This is a genomic window from Micromonospora sp. NBC_00421 (assembly GCF_036017915.1).
Lineage (GTDB): Bacteria > Actinomycetota > Actinomycetes > Mycobacteriales > Micromonosporaceae > Micromonospora.
On the sequence record NZ_CP107929.1, the window covers coordinates 298185 to 319910 of the forward strand.

The 21726-nt window shown below is 73.5% G+C and carries 17 protein-coding genes; 9 read left to right on the forward strand and 8 right to left on the reverse strand.

Annotated elements, in window-relative coordinates; translation table 11 throughout:
- The first annotated feature begins 35 nt into the window (after positions 1-35).
- From OHQ87_RS01330 to OHQ87_RS01340, 3 genes are all read left to right on the forward strand, one after another.
- Complete coding sequence (locus OHQ87_RS01330) at positions 36-461, forward strand: DUF350 domain-containing protein (protein ID WP_328344156.1); 426 nt, start codon at positions 36-38, stop codon at positions 459-461.
- Positions 462-611: 150 nt separating this feature from the next.
- Complete coding sequence (locus OHQ87_RS01335) at positions 612-1304, forward strand: helix-turn-helix transcriptional regulator (RefSeq protein ID WP_328344158.1); 693 nt, start codon at positions 612-614, stop codon at positions 1302-1304.
- A gap of 224 nt (positions 1305-1528) precedes the next feature.
- Positions 1529-1903, forward strand: a complete 375-nt coding sequence (locus OHQ87_RS01340; protein ID WP_328344160.1) for a VOC family protein — start codon at positions 1529-1531, stop codon at positions 1901-1903.
- Positions 1904-2005: 102 nt separating this feature from the next.
- Here the strand turns inward: OHQ87_RS01340 and OHQ87_RS01345 are convergent, their stop codons facing one another.
- On the reverse strand, positions 2006-2482 hold the full coding sequence (locus OHQ87_RS01345) for a hypothetical protein (RefSeq protein ID WP_328344162.1): 477 nt from the start codon (positions 2480-2482) through the stop codon (positions 2006-2008).
- Between the two features lie 222 nt (positions 2483-2704).
- The gene (locus OHQ87_RS01350; protein WP_442930786.1) at positions 2705-3637 is read right to left on the reverse strand and encodes a S66 peptidase family protein; all 933 of its coding nucleotides are present in this window, start codon (positions 3635-3637) and stop codon (positions 2705-2707) included.
- Positions 3638-3719: 82 nt separating this feature from the next.
- Here OHQ87_RS01350 and OHQ87_RS01355 point away from each other — a divergent pair, with 82 nt between their 5' ends.
- Together OHQ87_RS01355 and OHQ87_RS01360 are read left to right on the forward strand one after the other, a co-directional pair.
- Positions 3720-4484, forward strand: coding sequence for a type 1 glutamine amidotransferase (locus OHQ87_RS01355; RefSeq protein ID WP_328344166.1), 765 nt, complete (start codon positions 3720-3722; stop codon positions 4482-4484).
- A gap of 1 nt (position 4485) precedes the next feature.
- Entirely contained in the window at positions 4486-7581 is a 3096-nt protein-coding gene (locus tag OHQ87_RS01360) for a bifunctional [glutamine synthetase] adenylyltransferase/[glutamine synthetase]-adenylyl-L-tyrosine phosphorylase (RefSeq protein WP_328344168.1), read from the forward strand.
- Between the two features lie 62 nt (positions 7582-7643).
- Here OHQ87_RS01360 and OHQ87_RS01365 read toward each other — a convergent pair whose 3' ends face one another.
- Positions 7644-9338: an FAD-dependent oxidoreductase gene (locus OHQ87_RS01365; RefSeq protein WP_328344170.1), complete on the reverse strand. Its 1695-nt coding sequence runs from the start codon at positions 9336-9338 to the stop codon at positions 7644-7646.
- Positions 9339-9555: 217 nt separating this feature from the next.
- Between OHQ87_RS01365 and OHQ87_RS01370 the strand changes: the two genes are divergently transcribed.
- Positions 9556-10164: a helix-turn-helix domain-containing protein gene (locus OHQ87_RS01370; RefSeq protein WP_442930787.1), complete on the forward strand. Its 609-nt coding sequence runs from the start codon at positions 9556-9558 to the stop codon at positions 10162-10164.
- Between the two features lie 103 nt (positions 10165-10267).
- Here the strand turns inward: OHQ87_RS01370 and OHQ87_RS01375 are convergent, their stop codons facing one another.
- Complete coding sequence (locus tag OHQ87_RS01375; protein WP_328344171.1) at positions 10268-12103, reverse strand: hypothetical protein; 1836 nt, start codon at positions 12101-12103, stop codon at positions 10268-10270.
- A gap of 44 nt (positions 12104-12147) precedes the next feature.
- Between OHQ87_RS01375 and mptB (OHQ87_RS01380) the strand changes: the two genes are divergently transcribed.
- Both mptB (OHQ87_RS01380) and mptB (OHQ87_RS01385) read left to right on the forward strand, forming a co-directional pair.
- The gene (gene mptB, locus OHQ87_RS01380; RefSeq protein WP_328348705.1) at positions 12148-13581 is read left to right on the forward strand and encodes a polyprenol phosphomannose-dependent alpha 1,6 mannosyltransferase MptB; all 1434 of its coding nucleotides are present in this window, start codon (positions 12148-12150) and stop codon (positions 13579-13581) included.
- A 62-nt stretch (positions 13582-13643) separates the two neighbouring features.
- Positions 13644-15143, forward strand: a complete 1500-nt coding sequence (mptB, locus tag OHQ87_RS01385; protein WP_328344173.1) for a polyprenol phosphomannose-dependent alpha 1,6 mannosyltransferase MptB — start codon at positions 13644-13646, stop codon at positions 15141-15143.
- 15 nt (positions 15144-15158) lie between these two features.
- Here the strand turns inward: mptB (OHQ87_RS01385) and glnA are convergent, their stop codons facing one another.
- Positions 15159-16583 carry a type I glutamate--ammonia ligase gene (gene glnA, locus OHQ87_RS01390; RefSeq protein WP_328344175.1) on the reverse strand — a complete coding sequence of 475 codons (1425 nt, stop codon included), beginning with the start codon at positions 16581-16583 and terminating at the stop codon, positions 15159-15161.
- 302 nt (positions 16584-16885) lie between these two features.
- Between glnA and OHQ87_RS01395 the strand changes: the two genes are divergently transcribed.
- A complete protein-coding gene (locus tag OHQ87_RS01395) occupies positions 16886-17296 on the forward strand; it encodes an RDD family protein (RefSeq protein WP_442930644.1) in 411 nt (136 codons plus the stop codon).
- Between the two features lie 637 nt (positions 17297-17933).
- Here the strand turns inward: OHQ87_RS01395 and OHQ87_RS01400 are convergent.
- From OHQ87_RS01400 to lipA, 3 genes are all read right to left on the reverse strand, one after another.
- Entirely contained in the window at positions 17934-18623 is a 690-nt protein-coding gene (locus OHQ87_RS01400; RefSeq protein ID WP_328344177.1) for a DUF4191 domain-containing protein, read from the reverse strand.
- A gap of 79 nt (positions 18624-18702) precedes the next feature.
- Positions 18703-20235: an NAD(P)/FAD-dependent oxidoreductase gene (locus OHQ87_RS01405; protein WP_328344178.1), complete on the reverse strand. Its 1533-nt coding sequence runs from the start codon at positions 20233-20235 to the stop codon at positions 18703-18705.
- A 215-nt stretch (positions 20236-20450) separates the two neighbouring features.
- A complete protein-coding gene (gene lipA, locus OHQ87_RS01410) occupies positions 20451-21500 on the reverse strand; it encodes a lipoyl synthase (RefSeq protein ID WP_328344180.1) in 1050 nt (349 codons plus the stop codon).
- Positions 21501-21726: the final 226 nt, after the last annotated feature.

Sequence of the window (21726 nt, forward strand, 5' to 3'; positions counted from 1 at the left end):
AGCCGTGCCGGGCGCAGGAGGTCGGGAGGCCGTCGGTGCTGGAGGATCTGCTCACCGGAGCATGGCAGAGCGTCGTGTTCGGTGTCGTCGGGGTGGCGCTGATGGCGGCCGGCTTCGTGCTGGTCGACCTGCTCACCCCGGGCAAGCTGCGCGAGCTGATCTGGGTACGCCGCAACGGCAACGCCGGGCTGCTGCTGGCCGCCAACCAGCTCGGTGTCGCCGGCATCGTGTTCACCGCGATCGTGACCAGCTACGACGACTTCGCCAAGGGGCTCGCCTCGACGGTGGTCTTCGGGTTGATCGGGCTGGCCGTCATGGCGCTGGCCTTCGGCGTCCTGGACCTGCTCACCCCGGGCCGGCTCGGCGAGGTGATCTGCGCGGACGAGCCGCACCCGGCGGCCCGGGTCAGCGCCGCCACCCACTTCGGCGCGGCCCTGATCGTCTGCGCCTGCATCGCCTGACCCTGCGGCCACACGCCTGCACCGCCTGAATCCGGCCCGTGGCCTGCGCCGTCCCGCTGGGGGCGGTCCGGGTGACGGGCCGGCTGCGTCCGCGTCCGGCCCCACCTGTCGACCGGCCGGTTCGTCGTACCCCCGTCGTAGTGTGCGGGGGTGAACCGGACGGATCGTCTCTATGCCCTGGTGGAGGAGCTGCGGGCGGTGTCACCCCGGCCGCGCAGCGCCCGCTGGCTGGCCGCCCGCTTCGAGGTGAGCACCCGCACCGTCGAACGGGACATCATCGCCCTCCAGGGCACCGGCGTGCCGATCTGGGCCGAGCCCGGCCGCACCGGCGGTTACGTGGTGGACCGGTCGCACACCCTGCCACCGGTCAACCTGACCGCCGCCGAGGCGGTGGCGATGGCGGTGGCCCTGCACGGGCTCGCCGGCACCCCGTTCGCCGTGGCGGGCGGCACCGCGCTGCGCAAACTGCTGGCGGTGCTGCCGGCCGCCGACGCCGCCGACGCACGCCTGCTCGCCGGCCGGGTGCTGCTGGTCGGCACCGGGCCGACCACCTCCGTCCCGGCTGTCGTCGCCGACGCGGTCTCCGCCCGCCGGGTGCTCCGCCTGCGGTACGCCGACCGCTGCGGTGTGGTCTCGTCGCGTGAGGTCGAGCCGTTGGGCTACCTGGGCAACAGCCGGCACTGGTACCTGCTGGCCTGGTGCCGGCTCCGCGACGGGCTGCGCTGCTTCCGTACCGACCGGATCTGCGGGGTGGAGGCGTTGCCGGAGCGGGTGACCCGGGAGTTCTCCCCGACCGAGCTGGATGTCCCGCCCGAGCGGGTGCGCCGACTGACCCTGGTGTGAGCAGCCGACCCGGGTGCGAGGAGTGAGTCCCGGGGCGGATCGCCCGGCGTCGTCATGCCGACCGTCAGGAGCGACACCCGTCGGCCTGGTGCCCGGCCGGAGTCCGGTGCCGACGACGGGCCGGCTCTTTCCGTAAACACCGACAGGACGCTGTCGCGGACGCCCGGGAGGCTGGCTCCCGAACCCACCGGCCGCCCGGCCGGCAGGGGAACAGGAGGCGACGCGTGACCAGCACACCCATCACCTGGTTCGAGATCGGCACCGACCGGCCGGACGAGGTGCAAGGCTTCTACGCGGAGTTGTTCGGCTGGACCTTCGTCGAGGAGGGTACGGCCGAGGGTGGTTCCTACCGGACGACCGGCGCGGGACAGCCGGCGGGCATCGGCGGAGGCATCCGGGCCATCGCCGAGGGCGCCCCCGGCTACGCGATCCTCTACGCCGAGGTGACCGACGTGACGCAGACGTGCCGCCGGGCCGAGACGGCGGGCGGCACGGTGCTGACGCCGCCCCGGACCACGCCGGGCGGGTTGACCCTCGCCCTGCTGCGTGACCCGTCGGGCAACCACCTCGGTGTCTTCTCCCCGGCGGGCACCGCCTGATGCAAGGGGCCGAAGTTGCGGTGTCCCGGTGCATCGGACACCGCAACTTCGGCCCATCTGCGTTGATCTTCGGCCCGCCGGGTCGGGCGGGCCGAAGGTGGGTCACCTGCCGGGCGTACCCGCCGGGCCGTCGTGGTGGCCTCGGCCACCCGGACCCGGGAAGACGCCGGCCTCGACGGCCTTGGTGATCGCGTCGGCCTGCTCCTGGGTGAGCTTGCCGTCCTTGACCGCCTGGGCCAGCCGCTCGGTCAGCTTCGCCTGCCGGTCCTCGGCCGACGGGCGCTCCGGCCGGTCACCCTTGACCTGGTCCTTGTGCTGCGCGCGCACCTTCTCCAGGGCGGCGGTCACCTTGTCGGTGTCCACGCCCAGCTCCGTGGCCAGCGCCTCGGCGAACTCGTTCTGCCGGTCGGCGCGCTGCTGCTGCCGGTCGGTGCCCTGGTCGGCCGCACTGCTGACGCTCGGCGTCGGGGTGGAGCCACTCTCGGCGAAGGCCACCGTGGGAGCGGCGATCCCCACCCCGAGCACACCGGCGGCGGCAAGGCCGACCAGCACCTGCTTCTTCGACATGGTGCGGGACATCGTTCCTCCAGTACGTCGGTGGTGATGCGTTGACGTCACCGACAGTGACCGCCGAACCTGAGAACCCCCCGTCCCGACCCTGTCCCCAAGCTGAAAATCCGCCCCGCCGGCCCCGGTGATCAAGAGGTTTCGGCCAGGAATGCGCTTTCCATCCCCGCAAACCTCTTGATCACCCGGGCGGGACGGGGCGGGGCGGGGGCGCGGGGGGGTGGGGGTGGGGGGTTACTGGACGGCGGGGGAGATGGTGAGGGTTCCGGTGTTGGTGTCGAGGGTGGCTTCGGTGCCTACCGGGACGGTGAGTTGGTGGGGGCCGTGGCCGATCGGCAGGCCGCCGAGGACCGGTACGCCGAGGTCGCCCAGGCGGTCGTTGAGGACGTCCACGACTGTGGTGTCCCAGCCGTCGGCGCAGTCGGTGAACTGGCCGACGGCGACCCCGGCCAGGCCGGCCAGCGCCCCGGCGCGGCGTAGGTGGGTGAGCATCCGGTCGACCTTGTACGGGGGTTCCTGCACCTCCTCGACGAGCAGCACCGCCCCGGTCAGGTCCGGCATGTCCGGGGTGCCGAGGGTGGCGGTGAGCAGGCAGAGGTTCCCGCCGAGCAGCCGGCCGACCGCCCGGCCGGGAACCCGCACCGGATAGGTCTCCTCCCCGGGCACCGCCGCCATGGTGACCGGTGCGGTGGTCATCAGCGCGGCGTGCAGCGACTCCGCCGAGCGCAGCGGGGTCCGCTCGTCGACCCAGGCGGCCCCGGGGCCGTGCACGCCGGCCAGCCGGGCACCCCGCCACAGGGCGAGCTGGAGGGCGGTGATGTCGGAGAACCCGGCCACCACCTTCGGATCCCGCCGGACGGCGGCCATGTCGACCAGGTCGACCACCCGCTGTGCGCCGTACCCGCCCCGGGTGCAGATCACGCCGCGGACCTGCGGGTCGGCGAAGGCGGCGTTCAGGTCGGCGGCGCGAAGCGCGTCGTCCCCGGCGAGGTAACCCCGTCGGGCGTACGCGTGGGGGGCCACCACCGGGCGCAGCCCCCAGCCGGTCAACAGCTCGATGCCGCGTGCCACCCGCTCCGGGCGGGTCGGCCCGGACGGCGAGACCAGCAGCACCGTGTCGCCCTCGCACAGCACGGGCGGGCGCAGCACGGGCGGGTCGTCGTCGATCACAGCGGCAGAGCCTAGTCGCCCCGCCGCGCGGACCGAGGCGTTCCCGGCGGCGGTCGACGTACCCGATAGCCTCGACGGCGTGGGAACCGCACTGGTGATCGAGAACGACCCGACCGACGACCCCCGAAGGTTGGGGGAGTGGCTGGTGGAGGGGGGCCTGGAGCTGCGGGTGCTGCGCCCGTACGCCGGCGACGACCTCCCCGACGACCTGGCCGGATACGTGGCGCTGGTGGTGCTCGGCGGCGACCAGCGGGCCTACCCGGCACCCGACGGCACCCCCGGGGCGCCCTGGTTCCCGAAGCTGGAGGGGTTGCTGCGCAAGGCGGTCCGGCACCGGGTGCCGACCCTGGGCGTCTGCCTCGGCGCGCAACTGCTCGCCACCGCGCACGCCGGCCTGGTCGAGCGCAGCCCGTCCGGCCCCGAGGTGGGCCCGGGGGTGGTCGGCCGGCGCGATGCCGCCGAGAGTGACCTGCTGTTCCGGTACGTGCCGCTGATCCCGGACGTGCTCCAGTGGCATTCCGACGAGATCACCGAGCTGCCCCGGGCCGCCACCCTGCTGGCCGCCTCGACCCGCTACCCGCACCAGGCGTTCCGGCTCGGTGACCGGGCCTGGGGCCTCCAGTTCCACATCGAGTGCGACACCGCGATGATCGCCGGTTGGGCCCGCGACTCCGCGCTCCTGGCCGAGCTGGGCTACGACGAGGACCTGGTGGTGGCCGCCTGCGACCGGGTGATGGCCGACGTCGAGGAGGTGTGGCAGCCGTTCGCCGTCCGGTTCGCCGCCCTCGCCCTCGGCGAGCTGGACGACGACACCCGCCGCAGCCTGCCGCTGCTCGGGCACTGAGATGAGCAGACCGACCAGGGGACGCCTGGCCCGCTACGGCTTCGCCGAGGGTGACGGCGGGGTCCGCGCCGCCGACCTGCTCGGCGCGGACGGGCTCGGGCTGTGGCGGGCCGACGAGCAGGAGCCCACCGACGGGCCGGCGGCCGACCTGCTGGCCGCGCTCTCCCGGGCCGCCGACCCGGATCTGGCGCTGCGCCAACTGCACCGGATGGTGGAGACCGAACGCCGCGCCACCGGCAACGGCGCGGCCGGGCCGGGCCGTAGCGCCTCGACGGCGACCGGGCCGGGGGCGACGGCGGGAGACAACGGTGTGGCCGGGCCGGTGGGCGGGTCGGCGCTGCTGAGCGGGCTCGCCGCCGACCCCGGTCTGCGCCGACGGCTGGTCGCCGTGCTCGGCGCCTCCTCCGCCCTGGGTGACCACCTGGTCGCCAACCCCGGGCAGTGGACGGTGCTCGGGACCGCCCCGGACGGGCTGGCCCCCGCCGCCGACGGCCGGCTCGATCTGGTCCTGGCCGGCCGGCTGACCACCGCCACCGCACCGGTTGCGGTGCTGCGGCAGGCGTACCGGCTGGCGTTGCTGCGGATCGCGGCGGCCGACCTGACCGGCGGGCGTGGCCTGGAACAGGTGATGGCGGCGCTCTCCGCGCTGGCCGACGCCACCCTGGCGGCGGCGTACGAGATCGCGGTGGGCGAGCTGCCGGCGGGCACGTCCCGGCCCCGGCTGGCCGTGGTGGCGATGGGCAAGTGCGGGGGCGACGAGCTGAACTACGTCTCGGACGTCGACGTGATCTTCGTGGCCGCGACCGACGAGGACCTGCCCGCCGCGACCGCCGTCGCCACCCGGCTGATCCACGTCTGCGGGCTGGTCGCCTGGCCGGTCGACGCCGCGCTGCGCCCCGAGGGCAACCGTGGCCCGCTCGTCCGCACCCTGGCCAGCCACCTCGCCTACTACCAGCGGTGGGCCCGCACCTGGGAGTTCCAGGCGCTGCTCAAGGCCCGCCCGGCCGCCGGTGACCTGGCGTTGGCCGGCGAGTGGATCGACGCCCTCGCCCCGCTGGTCTGGCGGGCGTCCGAGCGACCCGAGGCGGTCTCCGACGTGCGCGCCATGCGCCGCCGGATCATCGACAACATCCCGCCCAAGGAGCTGGACCGCGAGATCAAACGGGGCCCCGGCGGGCTGCGGGACATCGAGTTCGCCGTCCAGCTGCTGCAGCTGGTGCACGGCCGGGGCGACGAGTCGCTGCGGGTGCCGGGCACCGTGCCGGCGCTGCGCGCGTTGGTGACAGGCGGTTACGTCGGGCGGGCCGACGGCGAGGCGCTGCTGCGCGGGTACCGGTTCCTGCGCGGCGTCGAGCACCGGCTCCAGCTCCAGGCGCTGCGGCGTACCCACACCGTGCCGACCGAGCCGGCCGCACTGCGCTGGCTGGCCACCGCGCTCGGCTACGCCGCCATCCCGGGCCGCAGCGCCGTGGAGAGCTTCCGCGCCGACTGGGTCGCCCACGCCACCGAGGTACGCCGGCTGCACGCCAAACTGCTCTACCGGCCGCTGCTGGAGTCGGTGGCCCGGGTGCCCGCCGACGGGCTGCGGCTCACCCCGGAGGCGGCCCGGCACCGGCTGGAGATCCTCGGTTTCGCCGACCCGGCGGGGGCGCTGCGGCACCTCCAGGCCCTCACCGGCGGGGTCAGCCGGACCGCCGCGATCCAGCGGACCCTGCTGCCGGTGCTGCTCAGCGAGTTCGCCGACGCGCCCGAACCGGACCGGGGGCTGCTCAACTACCGGCAGGTCTCCGACAAGCTCGGCAGCACCCCGTGGTACCTGCGGTTGCTGCGTGACTCGGGCCCGGTGGCCCGCCGACTGGCCCGGGTGCTGTCGTCGTCCCGCTACGCGGCCGACCTGCTGGCCCGGGAGCCGGAGGCGCTGCGGCTGCTGGCCGAGGAGACCGAGCTGACGCCCCGGCCCAGGGAGGTGCTCTGCGACGGGTTCGCCGCCGCCGCCGCCCGGCACGCCGACCCGGTCGAGGCGACCCGGGCGGTACGCGCGCTGCGCCGGCGGGAACTCGTCCGGATCGCCTGCGCCGACGTGCTCAGCCGGGCCGGCGGGCTGGCCCCGCGCCCCGAACGCGGCGCACCGGCCGGCCCGCTGGCCGACGTCACCCGGGTCGGCACCGGGCTGTCCTACGTCACCGACGCCACCCTCTCCGCCGCGCTGCGCGCCGTCCGGGCCGCCCAACCGGAGCTGCCCGGCCTGCGGTTCGCGGTGATCGGTCTGGGCCGGCTCGGCGGGTACGAATCGAACTACCTCTCCGACGCCGACGTGCTCTTCGTCTACGACCCGCCGGCCGGGACGCCGGAGAGCACGGCCAGCGCCACCGCGCACGCCATCGCCGAGGAACTACGCCGGCTGCTCGCCGCCCCGGCCCCCGACCCGGCGCTCGGCGTCGACGCCGATCTGCGCCCGGAGGGACGGCAGGGACCGCTGGTCCGCAGCCTCGCCGCCTACGCCCAGTACTACGCCCGCTGGTCGCGGGTCTGGGAGGCGCAGGCGCTGCTGCGGGCCCGGTTCGTCTGCGGCGACGCCGACCTGGGCACCGAGTTCGAGACGATGATCGACCCGGTCCGCTACCCGGCCGACGGGTTGACCCGGGAGCAGGTCGTCGAGATCCGGCGGATCAAGGCCCGGGTGGAGAACGAACGGCTGCCCCGGGGCGCCGACCCGGCCACCCACACCAAGCTCGGTCGGGGTGGCCTGGCCGACGTCGAGTGGGCGGTGCAACTGCTCCAGCTCCGGCACGCCGGGGCGTACCCGCAGCTGCGCGGCACGCGTACCCTCGACGCTCTCGCGGCGGCGCGGGACGCCAAGCTTGTCGACCCGGCGGACGCCGCCGCGATGGCCGCCGGGTGGACCCTCGCCGCGCAGGTCCGCAACGCGCTGATGCTGGTCCGGGGGCGGGCCGGCGACCAGCTCCCCCGGCACGGGGTGGAGTTGGCCGGCGTGGTGCGGCTGCTCGGCGCGGACGACCCGGGGGAGTTCCTCGACGACTACCTGCGCACCGCCCGGCGGTCCCGGGCCGCCATGCAGCGGGTCCTGGAGGGCTGAGCCCGACGTCGGTGTGGTGGCCCGGCCGGGCTCTCCAGGCCGGGCTCTCCCGGCCGGGCCCGTCACCGGCGGCGGACCAGCACCAGATGGTCGATCAGGGTGCCGGTCTCGCCGTTCGGGGTGGTGGCCTGCCGCTGTGGCGCGTCCAGCCGCTCGACGTGCCACCCGTCCGGATCGAGGTCGAGGTCGGCCAGGGTCTCCTGCGGGGTGGGGAACCGCACGTGGTGATGTGCGGCGTTGCCCCACGGCGGCACCGCGCCGTGCTCGACCACCAGCAACCGTCCGCCCGGGGCGACCGCCCGCGCCGCGGACCGCAGCACCTCGGCCCGGGGGAACTCCAGCGGCGACTGGAGGAACTGCGCCGAGACCAGGTCGAACACCCCGGCCGGGAAGGTCCGGGCCAGGTCGTGCCGCTGGAAGTCGACAAGCGCCGCCACCCCGGCGGCCGTCACGGCGGCGGCCGACCGCGCCAACGCGGTGCCGGAGACGTCGACCGCGGTCACCCGCCAGCCCTGCCGGGCCAGCCACACCGCGTCGCCGCCCTCGCCGCAACCCAGGTCGAGGGCGGTGCCCGGCGGCAGCGCCCCGACCACGTCGACCAGATGCGGATTCGGTCGCCCGCTCCATTGCTGCTCCCGGGCCCGGTACAGCTCGTCCCAGTGCCGGGCGGTCTCCTCGTCCACGGTCCGGTCGGGGTCCGCGTCGTTGGTAGTGCGTTGCGCGGCCGCCGTCCGGTCGGGGTCCGCGTCGTTCGTCGTGCGTTGCGCGGCGACGGCCCGGTCGGTCTCTTCGTCGATCAGGTCGGCGTTCAGCGCGGCGGCGGCCTTCAGGCCCGCGGCGGCGGCGGCGATCACGGTGGCCTGCGGGTCGGTGACGTTGCCGGCCGCCCACACCCCGGGCACCCCGGTCGCGCCGGTGGCGTCCGCGGCGACCCGGTCGCCGAAGGCGTGCCCGCCGACGACGAAGTCCTCGGTGCCCAGCCCGAGGCCGGTGAGGACGGCGGCCCGTGCGGCGAACCGGGGTGCCACCACCAGCGCCTCCCGGGGGACCATCGGGCCGGAACGCAGCCGTACGCCGGTGAGCCGGTCGGCGGTGACCTCCACCGCCGCCACCTCGCCGTCGACCACAGTGACGCCCCGGGCGGCCAGCTTCTCCGCCTGGTCGGCGGGCAACGGCCCGGCGGTGTGCGTGAAGACCACCACGTCGTCGGTGAGCTGACGGAACAGCAGCGCCTGGTGGGCGGCCATCGGACCGGTGGCGAGCACCCCGACGGCCTGGTCGCGTACCTCCCAACCGTGGCAGTAGGGGCAGTGCAGCACGTCCCGACCCCACCGGTCGGCCAGGCCCGGCACGTCGGGCAACTCGTCGACCAGGCCGGTGGTGACCAGCAGCCGCCGGGCGTGCAGGGTACTGCCGTCGGCCAGGGTCACCGCGAACCGCGCCGGACCGGCGCTGTCGGTCAGGTGTGCGGGGTCGTCCGGGTGTGCGGGGTCGACGGGGTGTGCGGCGGTGACCGTGCCGTCGAGCACTGCCACCCCGTACCGGGCCACCTCGGCGCGGCCGGTCGCGTACAGGGCGGTGGGCGGGACACCCTCGCTGGTCAGGAAGTTGTGCACGTGGTCGGCGGGGGCGTTGCGCGGGGCACCGCCGTCCACCACCACCACGTCGCGGCGGAACCGGCCCAGGGCGAGCGCGCCGCTGAGCCCGGCCGCGCCGCCGCCGACTACCACCACGTCGTGCACCACCGGGTACGCCATGGTCACTGCCTCCTCGCGGCGGGTCCGTCCCACCGACGCCCCGGATCGTCCCCCCGGATCGCCATGCTGCCAAACATCGTTGCCGGAATGGCAAACTGGTGCGGTGACCGAAGACCACACCGATCAGGAAGCGGAACCCGGGCCGGCTCAGGGGGGCGGGCAGGGTCAGGGGCAGTGGGTGGTGCCGGGCGGGACGGCAGACGTCGGCTCCGACGAGGTGCTGACCACCGTCGGGCCGCGCCTGCGCGCCCTACGCCAGCAGCGCGGCGTGACCCTGAGTCAGCTCGGTACGGCGACCGGGATCTCGGTCAGCACGCTGTCCCGGCTGGAGTCCGGCGGGCGGCGGCCCACCCTGGAACTCCTGCTCGCCCTGGCCCGCTTCCACCGGGTGCCGCTGGACGACCTGGTCGGTACGCCGCAGATCGGGGACCCCCGGGTGCACCGCCGGCCGGTTGTCCGACACGGCGTCACCATCGTGCCGCTGACCCGTCGCCCGGGTGGCGTCCAGGCGTACAAGATGATCTATCCGCCCGGGGTGCCGGTGGGGGAGCCGACCCAGCAGGTGCACGAGGGGTACGAGTGGCTCTACGTGCTCTCCGGTCGGGTCCGGCTGCTGCTCGGCGGCCACGATCTCACCCTCGACTCCGGTGAGGTCGCCGAGTTCGACACCCGTACGCCCCACTGGTTCGGTAACCCGTACGACGCTCCGGCGGAGATTCTCAGTCTTTTCGGGCCGCAGGGGGAGCGGCTGCACGTCCGCGCCCGCCCCTCCCCGACCCGTCGCCGGGGCGGTGCCGAGCAAGATCCTGCTCGATCAATGTTGTAGTGGCCTGCTCGGCGCTTGGGTGGCCACTGCATCGTGGATCGAGCACGATCATGGAACGGGTGGGGTGGCTGTGCCCGGCCGGATCGGCGGCGGCGGTGGCGGGTCAGCCGTGCAGGGTCCAGACGCCGGCGCGCGGGACGGTGACCAGGGTCCACGTGCCGTCGGCGGTGACGGTGGCGTCGTCCGAGGCGGTCAGCCAGCGGTTGTGCCGTACCCGGATCGGGACCCGGGCGGCGGCGGCGGTCCGGAACGTCAGCGTGGCACCGTCCTGCCGCACCAGCTCTCCGGGTGCGGCGACCAGCGGAGTCGGGTCGGTCACCGCGTACAACCGCCAGTGCGGGGTGGACCAGACCTCGGTCAGGTACGGCAACCCCGCGCCGACCAGCTCCGCCTCGGCCCGGCCCACCCAGGACAGCGGCGCGTCCGGGACGGCGACGTACTGCACGGCGTTCCCGTCCAGCCAGGCCCGGTAGCTGTCGGCGGTCAACGGCACTCCGGTGCCGGTGGCCCCCGGGACGGTGGTGAAGAAGAGCGGGTTGCGGCCGATGTCGACCTGGCGCAGCCAGCCCCGGGCCAGCGGCACCTCGCCGAGCTGCGCGGCCTCCCAGTAGTTGCGGGTCGGCGGCACCTCCACCCGACCGGTGAGCCCGCGCCGGCTCAGCTCCGCGGCGAGCGGGTCGAAGTAGGCCCGGGCGGCGGTCGGATCGTCGGCACTGCGCAGGTCGGCCGCCACCACCGGCGGTAGCCACCAGCACACCACCGCCAACAACGCCGCCAGAACCACCCCACCGGCCCGGGACGTCTGCCCGCCCTCGGAACTCCGCTCGGTGCGTGCCGGTCCGCCTACCGGGGCCGGGGCGATCGCCCGGGGGGTCAGGCGGAACGCGGTGGGGAGTCGGGCGGTGAGCCAGGTCGGTGGGCGGGCGGCGGCGGCCAGCACCGGCAGCGCGAACATGGTCACCAGTCGGGTCGCGTTCAACCCGACCGGGGTGTGCACCAGCGCCGCCGCCAACACCCCGGCTGCCGACAGCAACGCCGCCACCCGCAGCGGCCGGTACGCCACCAGCGCCGCCACCAGCAGGCTGACGGTGACCGACCGCAGGGTGTCGGTGCTGCTGATGTTCATCCAGCCGCCCTCGCCGAACAGCAGCCCGGTGACCGCCAGCGGCACCGCTGCCGCGACTCCGAGCAGCAGTCCGTCGGCGTACCGGCGGGTGACAAGCAACGCCACCCCGGCCAGGCCGACGAACAGACCGGCCACCGGGCTGGTCGCCGAGGCCAGCAACGCGCCGACCACCACCAGGGTCGGCCTGGCCCAGCGCCCGCCGCAGGCCCGGCGGCCAACCTGCTGACCAGGGTGACGAACCTGGTCGCGCTGCTGACCGCCCCGGTTCCCGCCCCGACGGATCAGTCGGCCCGAGCCGGTCGACCGGTTCCAGCGTCCGCCCGGGCCGGTCGAGGGCGACCCGGGTCCGGCATCGGCGGTGGGCCGGGCGTCGGGTGCGGCATCGGCGGTCGGCAGGGTCAGGGCGAGCAGGGCGGCCAGCCCGAACGCCACCCCGAGGGCGTAGGTGACCCGGCCGGAGACCAGGTTGCCGGTGATCGTCAGCACCCCGACCAGGCTGCCGAGCAGTGGCCTGGGCACACCGGTGCGTGCCAGCAGGGCGGCGAACGCGGCGGCCGAGCCGACCAGGGCCAGCGCGCCCGTCACCCGTACCCCCAGGGTCGCCATCAGCGGCGGCGAGACCAGGCTGTAGCCGAACGGCTGGATGCCGGCGTACCAACGCAGGTCGACCAGGGCAAAGCCGTGCGCGGCGAAGAAGTCGGCGCGCGCCACCTGGGCGGACAGGTCGGAACCCAGTCGGGGCAGCGCCAGCCACACCCCGGCGAGCACGACGGCGAAACCGGTGGCCGACCCCACCACCCTGTTGCCCCGCATGCCCACCTCCGGTCCGCGACCACGGTACTGGCAGCATGGCGGACGTGCCTCACCACCTGTCCCGCTGGCTCGGTCTGTTCGGCTCGGTGCTGCTCGCCATCGCCGCGTACCTCGGGGGTGCGCTGCCGGGTGGGGAACTGCGCCCCACCCCGGTCAGCATCTGGCAGAGCCGGCACGGGCCGCTGATCCTGATCCTCTGGCTGGTCGGCACCGGGCTGCTGGCCTGGGCCTGGTGGACCCTGCGCGACCGGGTGCCGTCGACCCGGTGGGCGCTGGTCACCGCCGGGCTCTGGGTGCTGCCGCTGCTGTTCGCGCCGCCGCTGGGCAGCCGGGACGTGTACGCGTACTCCTGTCAGGGCGCCAGCTACGTGGCCGGGATCAACCCGTACGAGCAGGGGGTGTCGGCGCTGCCCTGCCCCTGGATCGACACCATCTCCTACATCTGGCGGGACACCCCCGCACCGTACGGACCGCTGTTCGTGATGATCGCCGGGGCGATCGTCCGGGCCACCGGGTCACTCGACACCGACACCGCGCTGACCGTGAACATCGCCCTGTTCCGGCTGCTCGCGGTGCTCGGGGTGGTGTTGATCGCCGCCTGCCTGCCGGTGCTGGCCCGGCGCTGCGGCGTACCGGTGGGGCGGGCGCTCTGGCTGGCGCTGGCCTCCCCGCTGGTCGGCGTACACCTGGTCTCGGGGGCGCACAACGATGCGCTGATGATCGGTCTGCTGGCCGCCGGCCTGGCCGTGGTGGCGACCCACCCGGGGCGGCGTTGGCCGCTGCTGGCCGGTGGGGTGCTGCTCGGCCTGGCCGGCGCGGTGAAGGTGACCGCCCTGGTGGTGGTGCCGTTCGCAGTGCTGGCCGCGCTGGCCGGGCCGTACCGGATCCGGGGAATGCTGCGCGACGGACTGCCGGTCGCCGGCGGTGCGCTGGTCGCGGTGGTCGGCGCGACCCTGGCGGCGGGCCTGGACTTCGGCTGGATCGCCGGCCTGGAACAGGGCGGCCTGGTGATCGCCTGGACGTCGCCGTCGACCGCGGTCGGGCAGACCGCCGGGTACGTGGCGGCGCTGTTCGGCGCGGACGTCGACGCGCTGCCGGTGACCCGGGCGATCGGCATGATGGTGCTGGCGGTGCTGCTTGTCTGGTTGTGGTGGCGGGCCCGCACCCGGGACCCGTTCTGGCACGCCGGCCTGGCCCTGGTCGCGACGGTGGCCCTCGCCCCGCTGTTCCACCCCTGGTACTGGCTCTGGCCGATGGCGGTGCTCGCCGCGACGACCCGCCGGACGACCAGGTGGTTCGCGCTGGTGGCGTTGATCTCGGCGTTCCTGGTGCTGCCCGACGGCACCGGGCTGGCCCGGTTCACCAAGCTGCCCGGCGCCCCGCTGATGACGGTGTTGGTGATCGTCGTGGCCGTCCGGTTGGTACGGTCGGCTCGGGCGGACCGGCGGCCCACCACCGCCGATTCGACCGCCGACTGAACTACCGATCCGACCGCCGACTGAACCGTCGGTTTCGACCGCCGACTGAGGAGAGATGGCCGGTGACCGGACCGGGCGTGCCGACCGGAGGGCGGGCCCGTTCGGCGCGTTACCTCGGGTTGACCGGAGCGGTGCTGCTCGGCGTGGCCGGCTGGCTGGGCGGGGTGCTGCCTCAGGTGCCGCCGACCGGCCCGTGGCGGGCACCGTACGGCCCCGCCGCGGTGTGCTGCTGGCTGGTCGGGACGGCGCTGATGGTGGGCGCCTGGTGGGCGCTGCGCGCCGGTGCCCCGTCGACCAGGTGGGCGTACGTCACCGCCGGGCTGTGGGCGCTGCCGCTGCTGGTCACCCCACCGCTCGCCAGCCGGGACGTCTACTCGTACGCCTGCCAGGGCTGGTCGTACGCGGCCGGGCACGACCCGTACCGGGTGGGGGTGGCGGTGGCCGGCTGCCCGTGGGTCGACTCGGTGGCACCGATCTGGCGGGACACCCTGGCCCCGTACGGCCCGGTCTTCGTGCTGCTGGCCGCGCTGGCCGCGGTGCTCGGCGGCACCCTGGTCGGCACCCTGGCCGTGCTGCGGCTGTACGCGGTGGCCGGGGTGCTGCTGGCGGCGCTCTGCCTGCCCGGCCTGGCCCGCGCCGCCGGGGTGCCCACCCGCCGGGCGGCCTGGCTGGGGTTGGCCTCCCCGCTGGTCGGGGTGCACCTGGTGGCCGGCGCGCACAACGACGCGGTGATGCTCGGGTTGCTCCTGTTCGGCCTGCTGGTGCTGGTCCGGTCGCCCGGTCGGACGCGGGCGCTGCTCGTGGCCGGGCTGCTGCTCGGGTTGGCGGTGGCGGTGAAGGCGACAGCGGTGGTGGTGCTGCCGTTCGCGGCGTTGGCGGCGGTGCACGGCCGCTACACCCTCCGGGCCCTGCTGCGCGACGGCGGCCGGCTGGCCGGGGCGGTCCTGGTCACCCTGGCGGCTGCCTCGGCGCTGTCCGGGCTGGGGCTGGGCTGGGTGGGCGGGTTGGCCCGCAGTGGCGACTCGAAGCAGTGGACGTCGCCACCGACGGCGGTCGGCTTCGTGGTCGACTACGTCGGTGAGTGGGTCGGCCGACGCCCGGATGCGGTGCCGGTGACCCGGGCGGTCGGCCTGCTGGTGCTGGCGGTGCTGCTGGCGCTGCTGTGGTGGCGGGCGTGGACGGCGTTGCGTCGGCTCAACGACGTCCGGCAGCGGGTGCACCGGTTGGCGGCGGCCCGGCCCCGGGTCACCCTGCTCGCGGCGGGTGCCGCGCTGGCCGCGACGGTGCTGCTCGCCCCGGTCCTGCACCCGTGGTACGTGACCTGGCCGCTGCTGGTGCTCGCGGTGTCGGCGACCCGGACCACCTGGTTCGTGCTGCCCGCGGCGGTGGCATCCTTCCTCACCCTGCCCGACGGCACCACCGTCGCCCGGTACAGCAAGGCGCCCGGCGCGATCGTGGTGACCGCCCTGGTGTTGGTGGTGCTGGTCGGTGCGGTGCGGGGCCGGTGGAACGGAACGGGCCGGTTCCGCGAACGCGGAACCGGCCCGGCCGGTGGAACGTGACCGTCGAGGGAGACCTCAGCAGTCGAAGTACATGGCGAACTCGTGCGGGGTCGGGCGCAGACGCACCGGGTCGACCTCGTTGGCCCGCTTCCAGCCGACCCAGGTGGAGATCAGGTCGGGCGTGAAGACGCCGCCGTCGAGCAGGTAGTCGTGGTCGGCCTCGAGCGCGTCGAGCACCTCCGGCAGCGAGCCCGGCACCTGCTTGACGTCGCCCCACTCCTCCGGCGGGAGGTCGTAGAGGTCCTTGTCGATCGGGGCCGGCGGCTCCATCTTGCTCTTGATGCCGTCCAGGCCGGCCATCATCATCGCCGAGAAGGCGAGGTACGGGTTGCTGGACGGGTCCGGCACCCGGAACTCGACCCGCTTGGCCTTGGCGTTGCTGCCGGTGACCGGGATGCGGGTGCAGGCGGAGCGGTTGCGCTGCGAGTAGACCAGGTTGACCGGGGCCTCGTAGCCGGGCACCAGCCGACGGTACGAGTTGACCGTCGGGTTGGTGAACGCCAGCAGCGACGGGGCGTGGTGCAACAGGCCACCGATGTACCAGCGGGCCATGTCCGACAGGCCGGCGTAGCCGGTCTCGTCGTAGAACAGCGGCTCGCCGTTGAGCCAGAGGCTCTGGTGGGTGTGCATGCCGGAGCCGTTGTCGCCGAAGAGCGGCTTCGGCATGAAGGTGGCCGTCTTGCCGTTGGCCCAGGCCTCGTTCTTCACGATGTACTTGAAGAGCTGGAGCTGGTCACCGGCGTGCAGCAGGGTGGAGAACCGGTAGTTGATCTCCGACTGGCCGGCGGTGCCGACCTCGTGGTGCGACCGCTCCACGGTGAAACCACCGTCGACCAGGCGACGCACGATCGAGTCACGCAGGTCGGCGTAGTGGTCCACCGGCGGCACCGGGAAGTAACCGCCCTTGTACGCGGTCTTGTAGCCGCGGTTGCCGCCGACCTCCTCACGCCCGGTGTTCCACGCGCCCTCGACCGAGTCGATGTAGTAGAACGACTGGTGCGCTGAGGTCTCGTGGCGGATCGAGTCGAAGATGTAGAACTCGGCCTCGGCACCGAAGTACGCGGTGTCGGCGATGCCGCTGGCGGCGAGGTAGGCCTCGGCCTTCTTGGCCACGTTGCGCGGGTCCCGGGAGTAGGCCTCCCGGGTGAACGGGTCGTGGATGAAGAAGTTCAGCGCGAGGGTCTTCTGCGTGCGGAACGGGTCGATGAAGGCGGTCGCGACGTCCGGGAGCAGGAGCATGTCCGACTCGTGGATCGCCTGGAAACCGCGGATCGACGAACCGTCGAACGCGAGACCGTCGGTGAAGACGCTGTCGTCGAAGGACTCCACCGGCAGATTGAAGTGCTGCATCACGCCGGGCAGGTCACAAAAACGTACGTCGACGAACTTTACGTCCTCGTTCTTGAGGTATCGCAGGAGTTCCTCGGGATTGGCAAACACACGTCCTCCTGGCACGTCCACTCCGGTGGCTGGGCTCTGGCGACGCTATGACCGTGGGGTTGCTCGCCCGTGTCTCCAATGTTTCTGCCGTGTTACGCCGCTAGCGGAGCGTCATCTGCGCCGCTCAGTACCCACCCGGTTGTCCGTTCGGACGATACCGGCTGGAGCACTGTATCGCCATTCGATGTGATTAGACCGAATTTGCATAAACTGCTGGAACGCCCTGCCCGTCCACCTGGTGACCGGTCGGCCCGGTCAGCCCCCGGTCGGCGTCGGGCCGATGCTGACTACCCTTGACCGTCGTGACGAGTACGCCCGCTGCGGCACCGGTGCCGCCCGCCGCCGACCCCGCCTTCACCCCGCCGAGCCTCGGTCGACGGTTCGGGGCCCTGGTGATCGACTGGGTGCTCTGCCTGCTGGTGTCAAACTTCTTCGCCGACCCGGTCCGCGACGGCTGGGCCCCGGTGGTGGTGCTCGTCGTCGAGTACGGCTTCTTCCTCGGCCTCTTCGCCCAGACCCCCGGCATGTGGATCACCCGGCTGCGCTGCCTCGACTGGTCCGACGGCGGTCGGCTGGGGATACCCCGGGCGCTCCTGCGCGGCCTGCTGCTGGCCCTGGTCGTACCACCCCTGATCATGGATGAGCAGCGCCGTGGCCTGCACGACCGCCTCACCGGCGCGGTCATCGCCGACGCCCCCCGGACCACCGGCTGATCACACCGGACCACCTGTTCGCGCCGGATCACCGCGCGATCGCACCCGGCCGCCCTGACCGCATCGGCCCGTCGGATGCCCCGGTCGCCCCGTCGCCCGTCGCCCGTCGGCCCGTCGCCCGTTGCATGCCCCCATCGCCCATCGCCGTCGTATGCCCGCGTCGTCCGTCGTATGCCCGCGTCGCCCCGCTGCATGATCGCGCTCGATCCTTGTTGTCAACACCGTTGCGTTAGGTGGAACGGCTGTTCGTCAACCAGCGCTGCCTCGCCGATCATGGAGTTGTGGTGGGTGACAGAACGCCCGTAGAACCCCCAAAGTCGGCACCACCACTCCATGATCGCCGAGCGGGCCCACCCCGCTCCCCGATCGGGCACTTCCTGTCCCGGGTTGACCAGCCGCCCACGGCGTTAACGCAACGGTTTGTCCTTGTTGTAGTGGTCTCGCGGAAGTCGGATGCCACTACAGCAACGATCGAGCGCGGCCATGACGTGGTTGATCTCTTCCGCGGCGGGATCACGCGGCAGGCGCGGGTGGGCAGGGGCGCGGAGGTGTAGGCGCGGAGGGCGAGTGGCCGGCCGTGGGACGGCGCGGGCCTCCGAGGCCGAGCGGCGTAGGGGTGCCGCGTCCGGCGGTAGGGTCAGCGGCCCCGCGTCTGGCGGAACGCGCGGCCCGGGGGCCGCATGTTCTTCGGGATCGCGCCCTTGGGCATCTGCGGGCGGGCGGTGAGCGCCTTGAGCCGCTTGTCGAGCGAGTTGACGTCCTTGCCGTTCAGGGTGCGCGGCAGCCGCATCAGGGTCATCCGCAGCTTGCGGATCGGCAGCTCACCCTCGCCCTGGCCGATCACGTAGTCGTGCAGCGGCGCGGAGCCGATCACCTTGGCCAGCCGGCGCTTCTCCTGGCCCAGCAGGCCCCGGACCCGCTGCGGGTTGCCCTCGGCGAGCAGGATCACGCCGGGCCGGCCGATCACCAGGTGCACCATGTCCATCTGGGTGGTGGAGCTGACCGCCGGAGTGACCCGCCAGTCGCCACGCATGCTCTCCATGATCTGCGCCGCCGCGCCGGGCTGCCCCTCGGCGGCGTTCATCATCGCCTTGTTGGACCGCAGGTTGAGCACGATCAGCACGGCGAGCAGGGCGAACAGGATGCCGATCGGCAACCACAGCCAGCCCCAGAGGATCACCGCGACCACGGTGAGCGCGAGCGGGATCAGCACCGCCCCGGCGGCCAGTGGCGCGAACCACCTGTCCTGCTTGGCGGTGAACTTGAACACCATCCCGATCTGCTTCAGCCGCTGGCCGAACGAGACCTTCTCCTGGGGCTTTGCCATGCCGCCGAGTCTAGTGCTCCCCGCCGGGACGGATGATCCCCGGCCGGTGGTGCGGTCGGCAGCACCCCCCGGGCGGCGGTCAGCCGGTGGGCGAGCGGTCCCCGGCCGGTGGTGCGGTGCGCGGGCGGGGCACCACCGGGGCGGCGCGACCGGTGCCGCTCTCACCGGTGCCGCTGCGAGCGGAGCCGGTGCTCTCGGTGCCGCCCTCCTCGTGGTAGTCCTCCTCGACGTTGACCGACCAGACGTCGTGGTCGGTGCCGTCGAGGATGTTCTCCGCCGTCAGCATCGCGGTGAGCATCGAGTGGTCCTGGTTGTTGTACCGGTGCATGCCGTTGCGACCCACCGGGTGCACGTTCGGTACGGCCTCGGCCAGCCAGCGGCGGATCACCTCGACGGCCTCGCCGTAGCCCTCGTCGTAGACCGGGTAGGCCTTCGGCATCCGCACCACGTACCCGGTGGTGACCGAGCCGGGGCTGACCAGGCCGAGCCGCTCCAGCTCGGCGGTGCCGAAGGCGACCAGCTCCGGGTCGGGGGTCGACCACAGCTCGTCACCCTCGTTGACGAAATACTCCAGGCCGAGGCAGGTGCCGCCGTCACGGACCATCTCCGGCGACCAGGCGCCGAAGTTCTGGATCCGGCCGACCTTCACCCCCGGGGTGTGTACGTAGATCCAGTTGTCGGGGAAGCTGGCCTCGGCGGGCACCACCAGCGCCACGGTCAGGAAGTCCCGGTACCGCAGCAGGTCGGCGGCGTCGCGCACCGCCGCCGGGGCGGGCGGGTCCATCGCCCGGACCAGGGCCGAGATCGGCATGCTGGACACCACGTGGTCGGCGGCGATCCGTCGCTCACCGGCCGGGCCGTCGACGGTCACCGCGACCGCCCGGTCGTCCGCACGGTGGACGGTGCGTACCGCAGTCTCCAGATCGACCGTCCCGCCGGCCTTGACCACCAGTTCGGCGCAGCGCTCCCACATCATCCCCGGGCCGAGCCGGGGGTAACGGAACTCCTCGATCAGGCTGGTCACGTCGTTGCCGCCCCGCTTGGGCAGCAGCGCACCGCGGATCGCCGCACCGAGGGAGAGGTTGCGGATCCGCTGGGCCGCCCAGTCCGCCTGCAGCTCCGTCGCGGGAATGCCCCACACCTTCTCGGTGTACGTCTTGAACAACATCCGGTACAGCCGGGCCCCGAACCGGGCCGACACCCAGCCCTCGAAGTGGGTCTGGTCGGCCGGCGGACGCACCCGCGCCCACAGGTACGACCCGACACACCGGGACGCCTCCAGCACCCCCAGGTTCTTCAGGGCGTTGCCGGCCCGCAGCGGATAGTCGAACAGCCGTCCCTGGTAGTGGATCCGGCTCATCCGGGGGCGCAGCAGGAAGTCGTCGTCGGAGAGCAACTCGTGCCAGAACGCCTCGACCCGGGACACCTTCGTGAAGAACCGGTGCCCGCCGATGTCGAACCGCCAGCCCTCCCGCTCCACGGTGCGGCTGATCCCGCCGACCACGTCGTCGGCCTCGACGACCTCCACCGGGGCGTGTCTACGGGTCAACTCGTACGCGGCGGTCAGGCCGGCCGGGCCGGCGCCGATAACAACCGTGTGCGGCTGCGCCATTAAAGACACCACCATCGATGATTTGAGGGTCGGGGCTGGCGGAATCTAACACGATCTCGCCCTGCTCGGGGAGTGCCCACGGGTCGACCCGGATCATCGGTTGGCTGCCCCTTGCGGGCGTCGCCGACGTCTGGGAAGATCGACACACTCGAATGCCCGGCGGTCGCCGCCGTGGCCGGTGGAATCCTGGGGCGTGGCCCGGTGGCGTCCGGGGGTCAGCCGACCGTGACCGTGGCGTCCTGACGGGCCGTCAGGGCCTGCTGGTAGAGCCGCCCCGCGCGGTACGACGAGCGCACCAGCGGCCCGCTCATCACCCCGGCGAAGCCGATCTCCTCGGCCTCCTCGCGCAGCTCGACGAACTCCTCCGGCTTGACCCAGCGGGTCACCGGGTGGTGCCGGGGGGTGGGGCGCAGGTACTGGGTGATGGTGATCAGCTCGCAGCCGGCCTCGTGCAGGTCGCGCAGCGCCTGGGAGACCTCGGCCCGTTCCTCGCCCATGCCCAGGATCAGGTTGCTCTTGGTGACCAGGCCGTCGGCGCGGGCCTGCCGGATCACGTCCAGGGAGCGCTCGTAGCGGAACGCCGGCCGGATCCGCTTGAAGATCCGGGGCACCGTCTCGACGTTGTGCGCCAGCACCTCCGGCCGGGCGCCGAACACCTCGGCGAGTTGCTCGGGGACGGCGTTGAAGTCGGGGATCAGCAGCTCGACGCCGCAACCGGAGCGCAGGGCGTGGATCTGCCGGACGGTCTCGGCGTACAACCACGCGCCGCCGTCGGGCAGGTCGTCGCGGGCCACACCGGTGATGGTGGCGTAGCGCAGCCCCATCGTGGCGACCGACTCGGCGACCCGGCGGGGCTCGTCGGCGTCGAACTCGGCTGGCTTGCCGGTGTCGATCTGGCAGAAGTCACAGCGCCTGGTGCACTGGTCGCCGCCGATGAGGAAGGTGGCCTCCCGGTCCTCCCAGCACTCGTAGATGTTGGGACAGCCGGCCTCCTGGCAGACGGTGTGCAGTCCCTCGCGGGAGACCAGCCCGCGCAGCTCGGTGTACTCCGGCCCCATCTTGGCCTTGACCTTGATCCACGGCGGTTTGCGCTCGATCGGCGTCTCGGCGTTGCGCGCCTCGATCCGCAGCATCCGTCGCCCCTCGGGGGCGACCGTCGCGGAGCGCGTTGCCTGCTGGCTGGTCGGCGCGGAGTGCTCGATCGTCACAAAAACGAGCCTACGCCCGACGGCGGCGATCGATGCACGTCGGGCGACCGGCGTCACGTCGCGGGTCTTGTGACACCGGACACCGGAGGGCCGAAAAAGTGCGTTACACGCCGCCGGGGCGGGTGCTAGCGTGCCGGCAGAGCTGTGACGGAGCCGAGTACCGCCCCGATCCGCCAGTGCAGAGAGCCGCCGGTTGCTGGAAGGCGGTCTGACGCCGGGGCGCGAAGACCCTCCCGAGCCGCGGGAAGAACGGCGTGTCCACGCGCCCAGTAGAGCCCGCCCG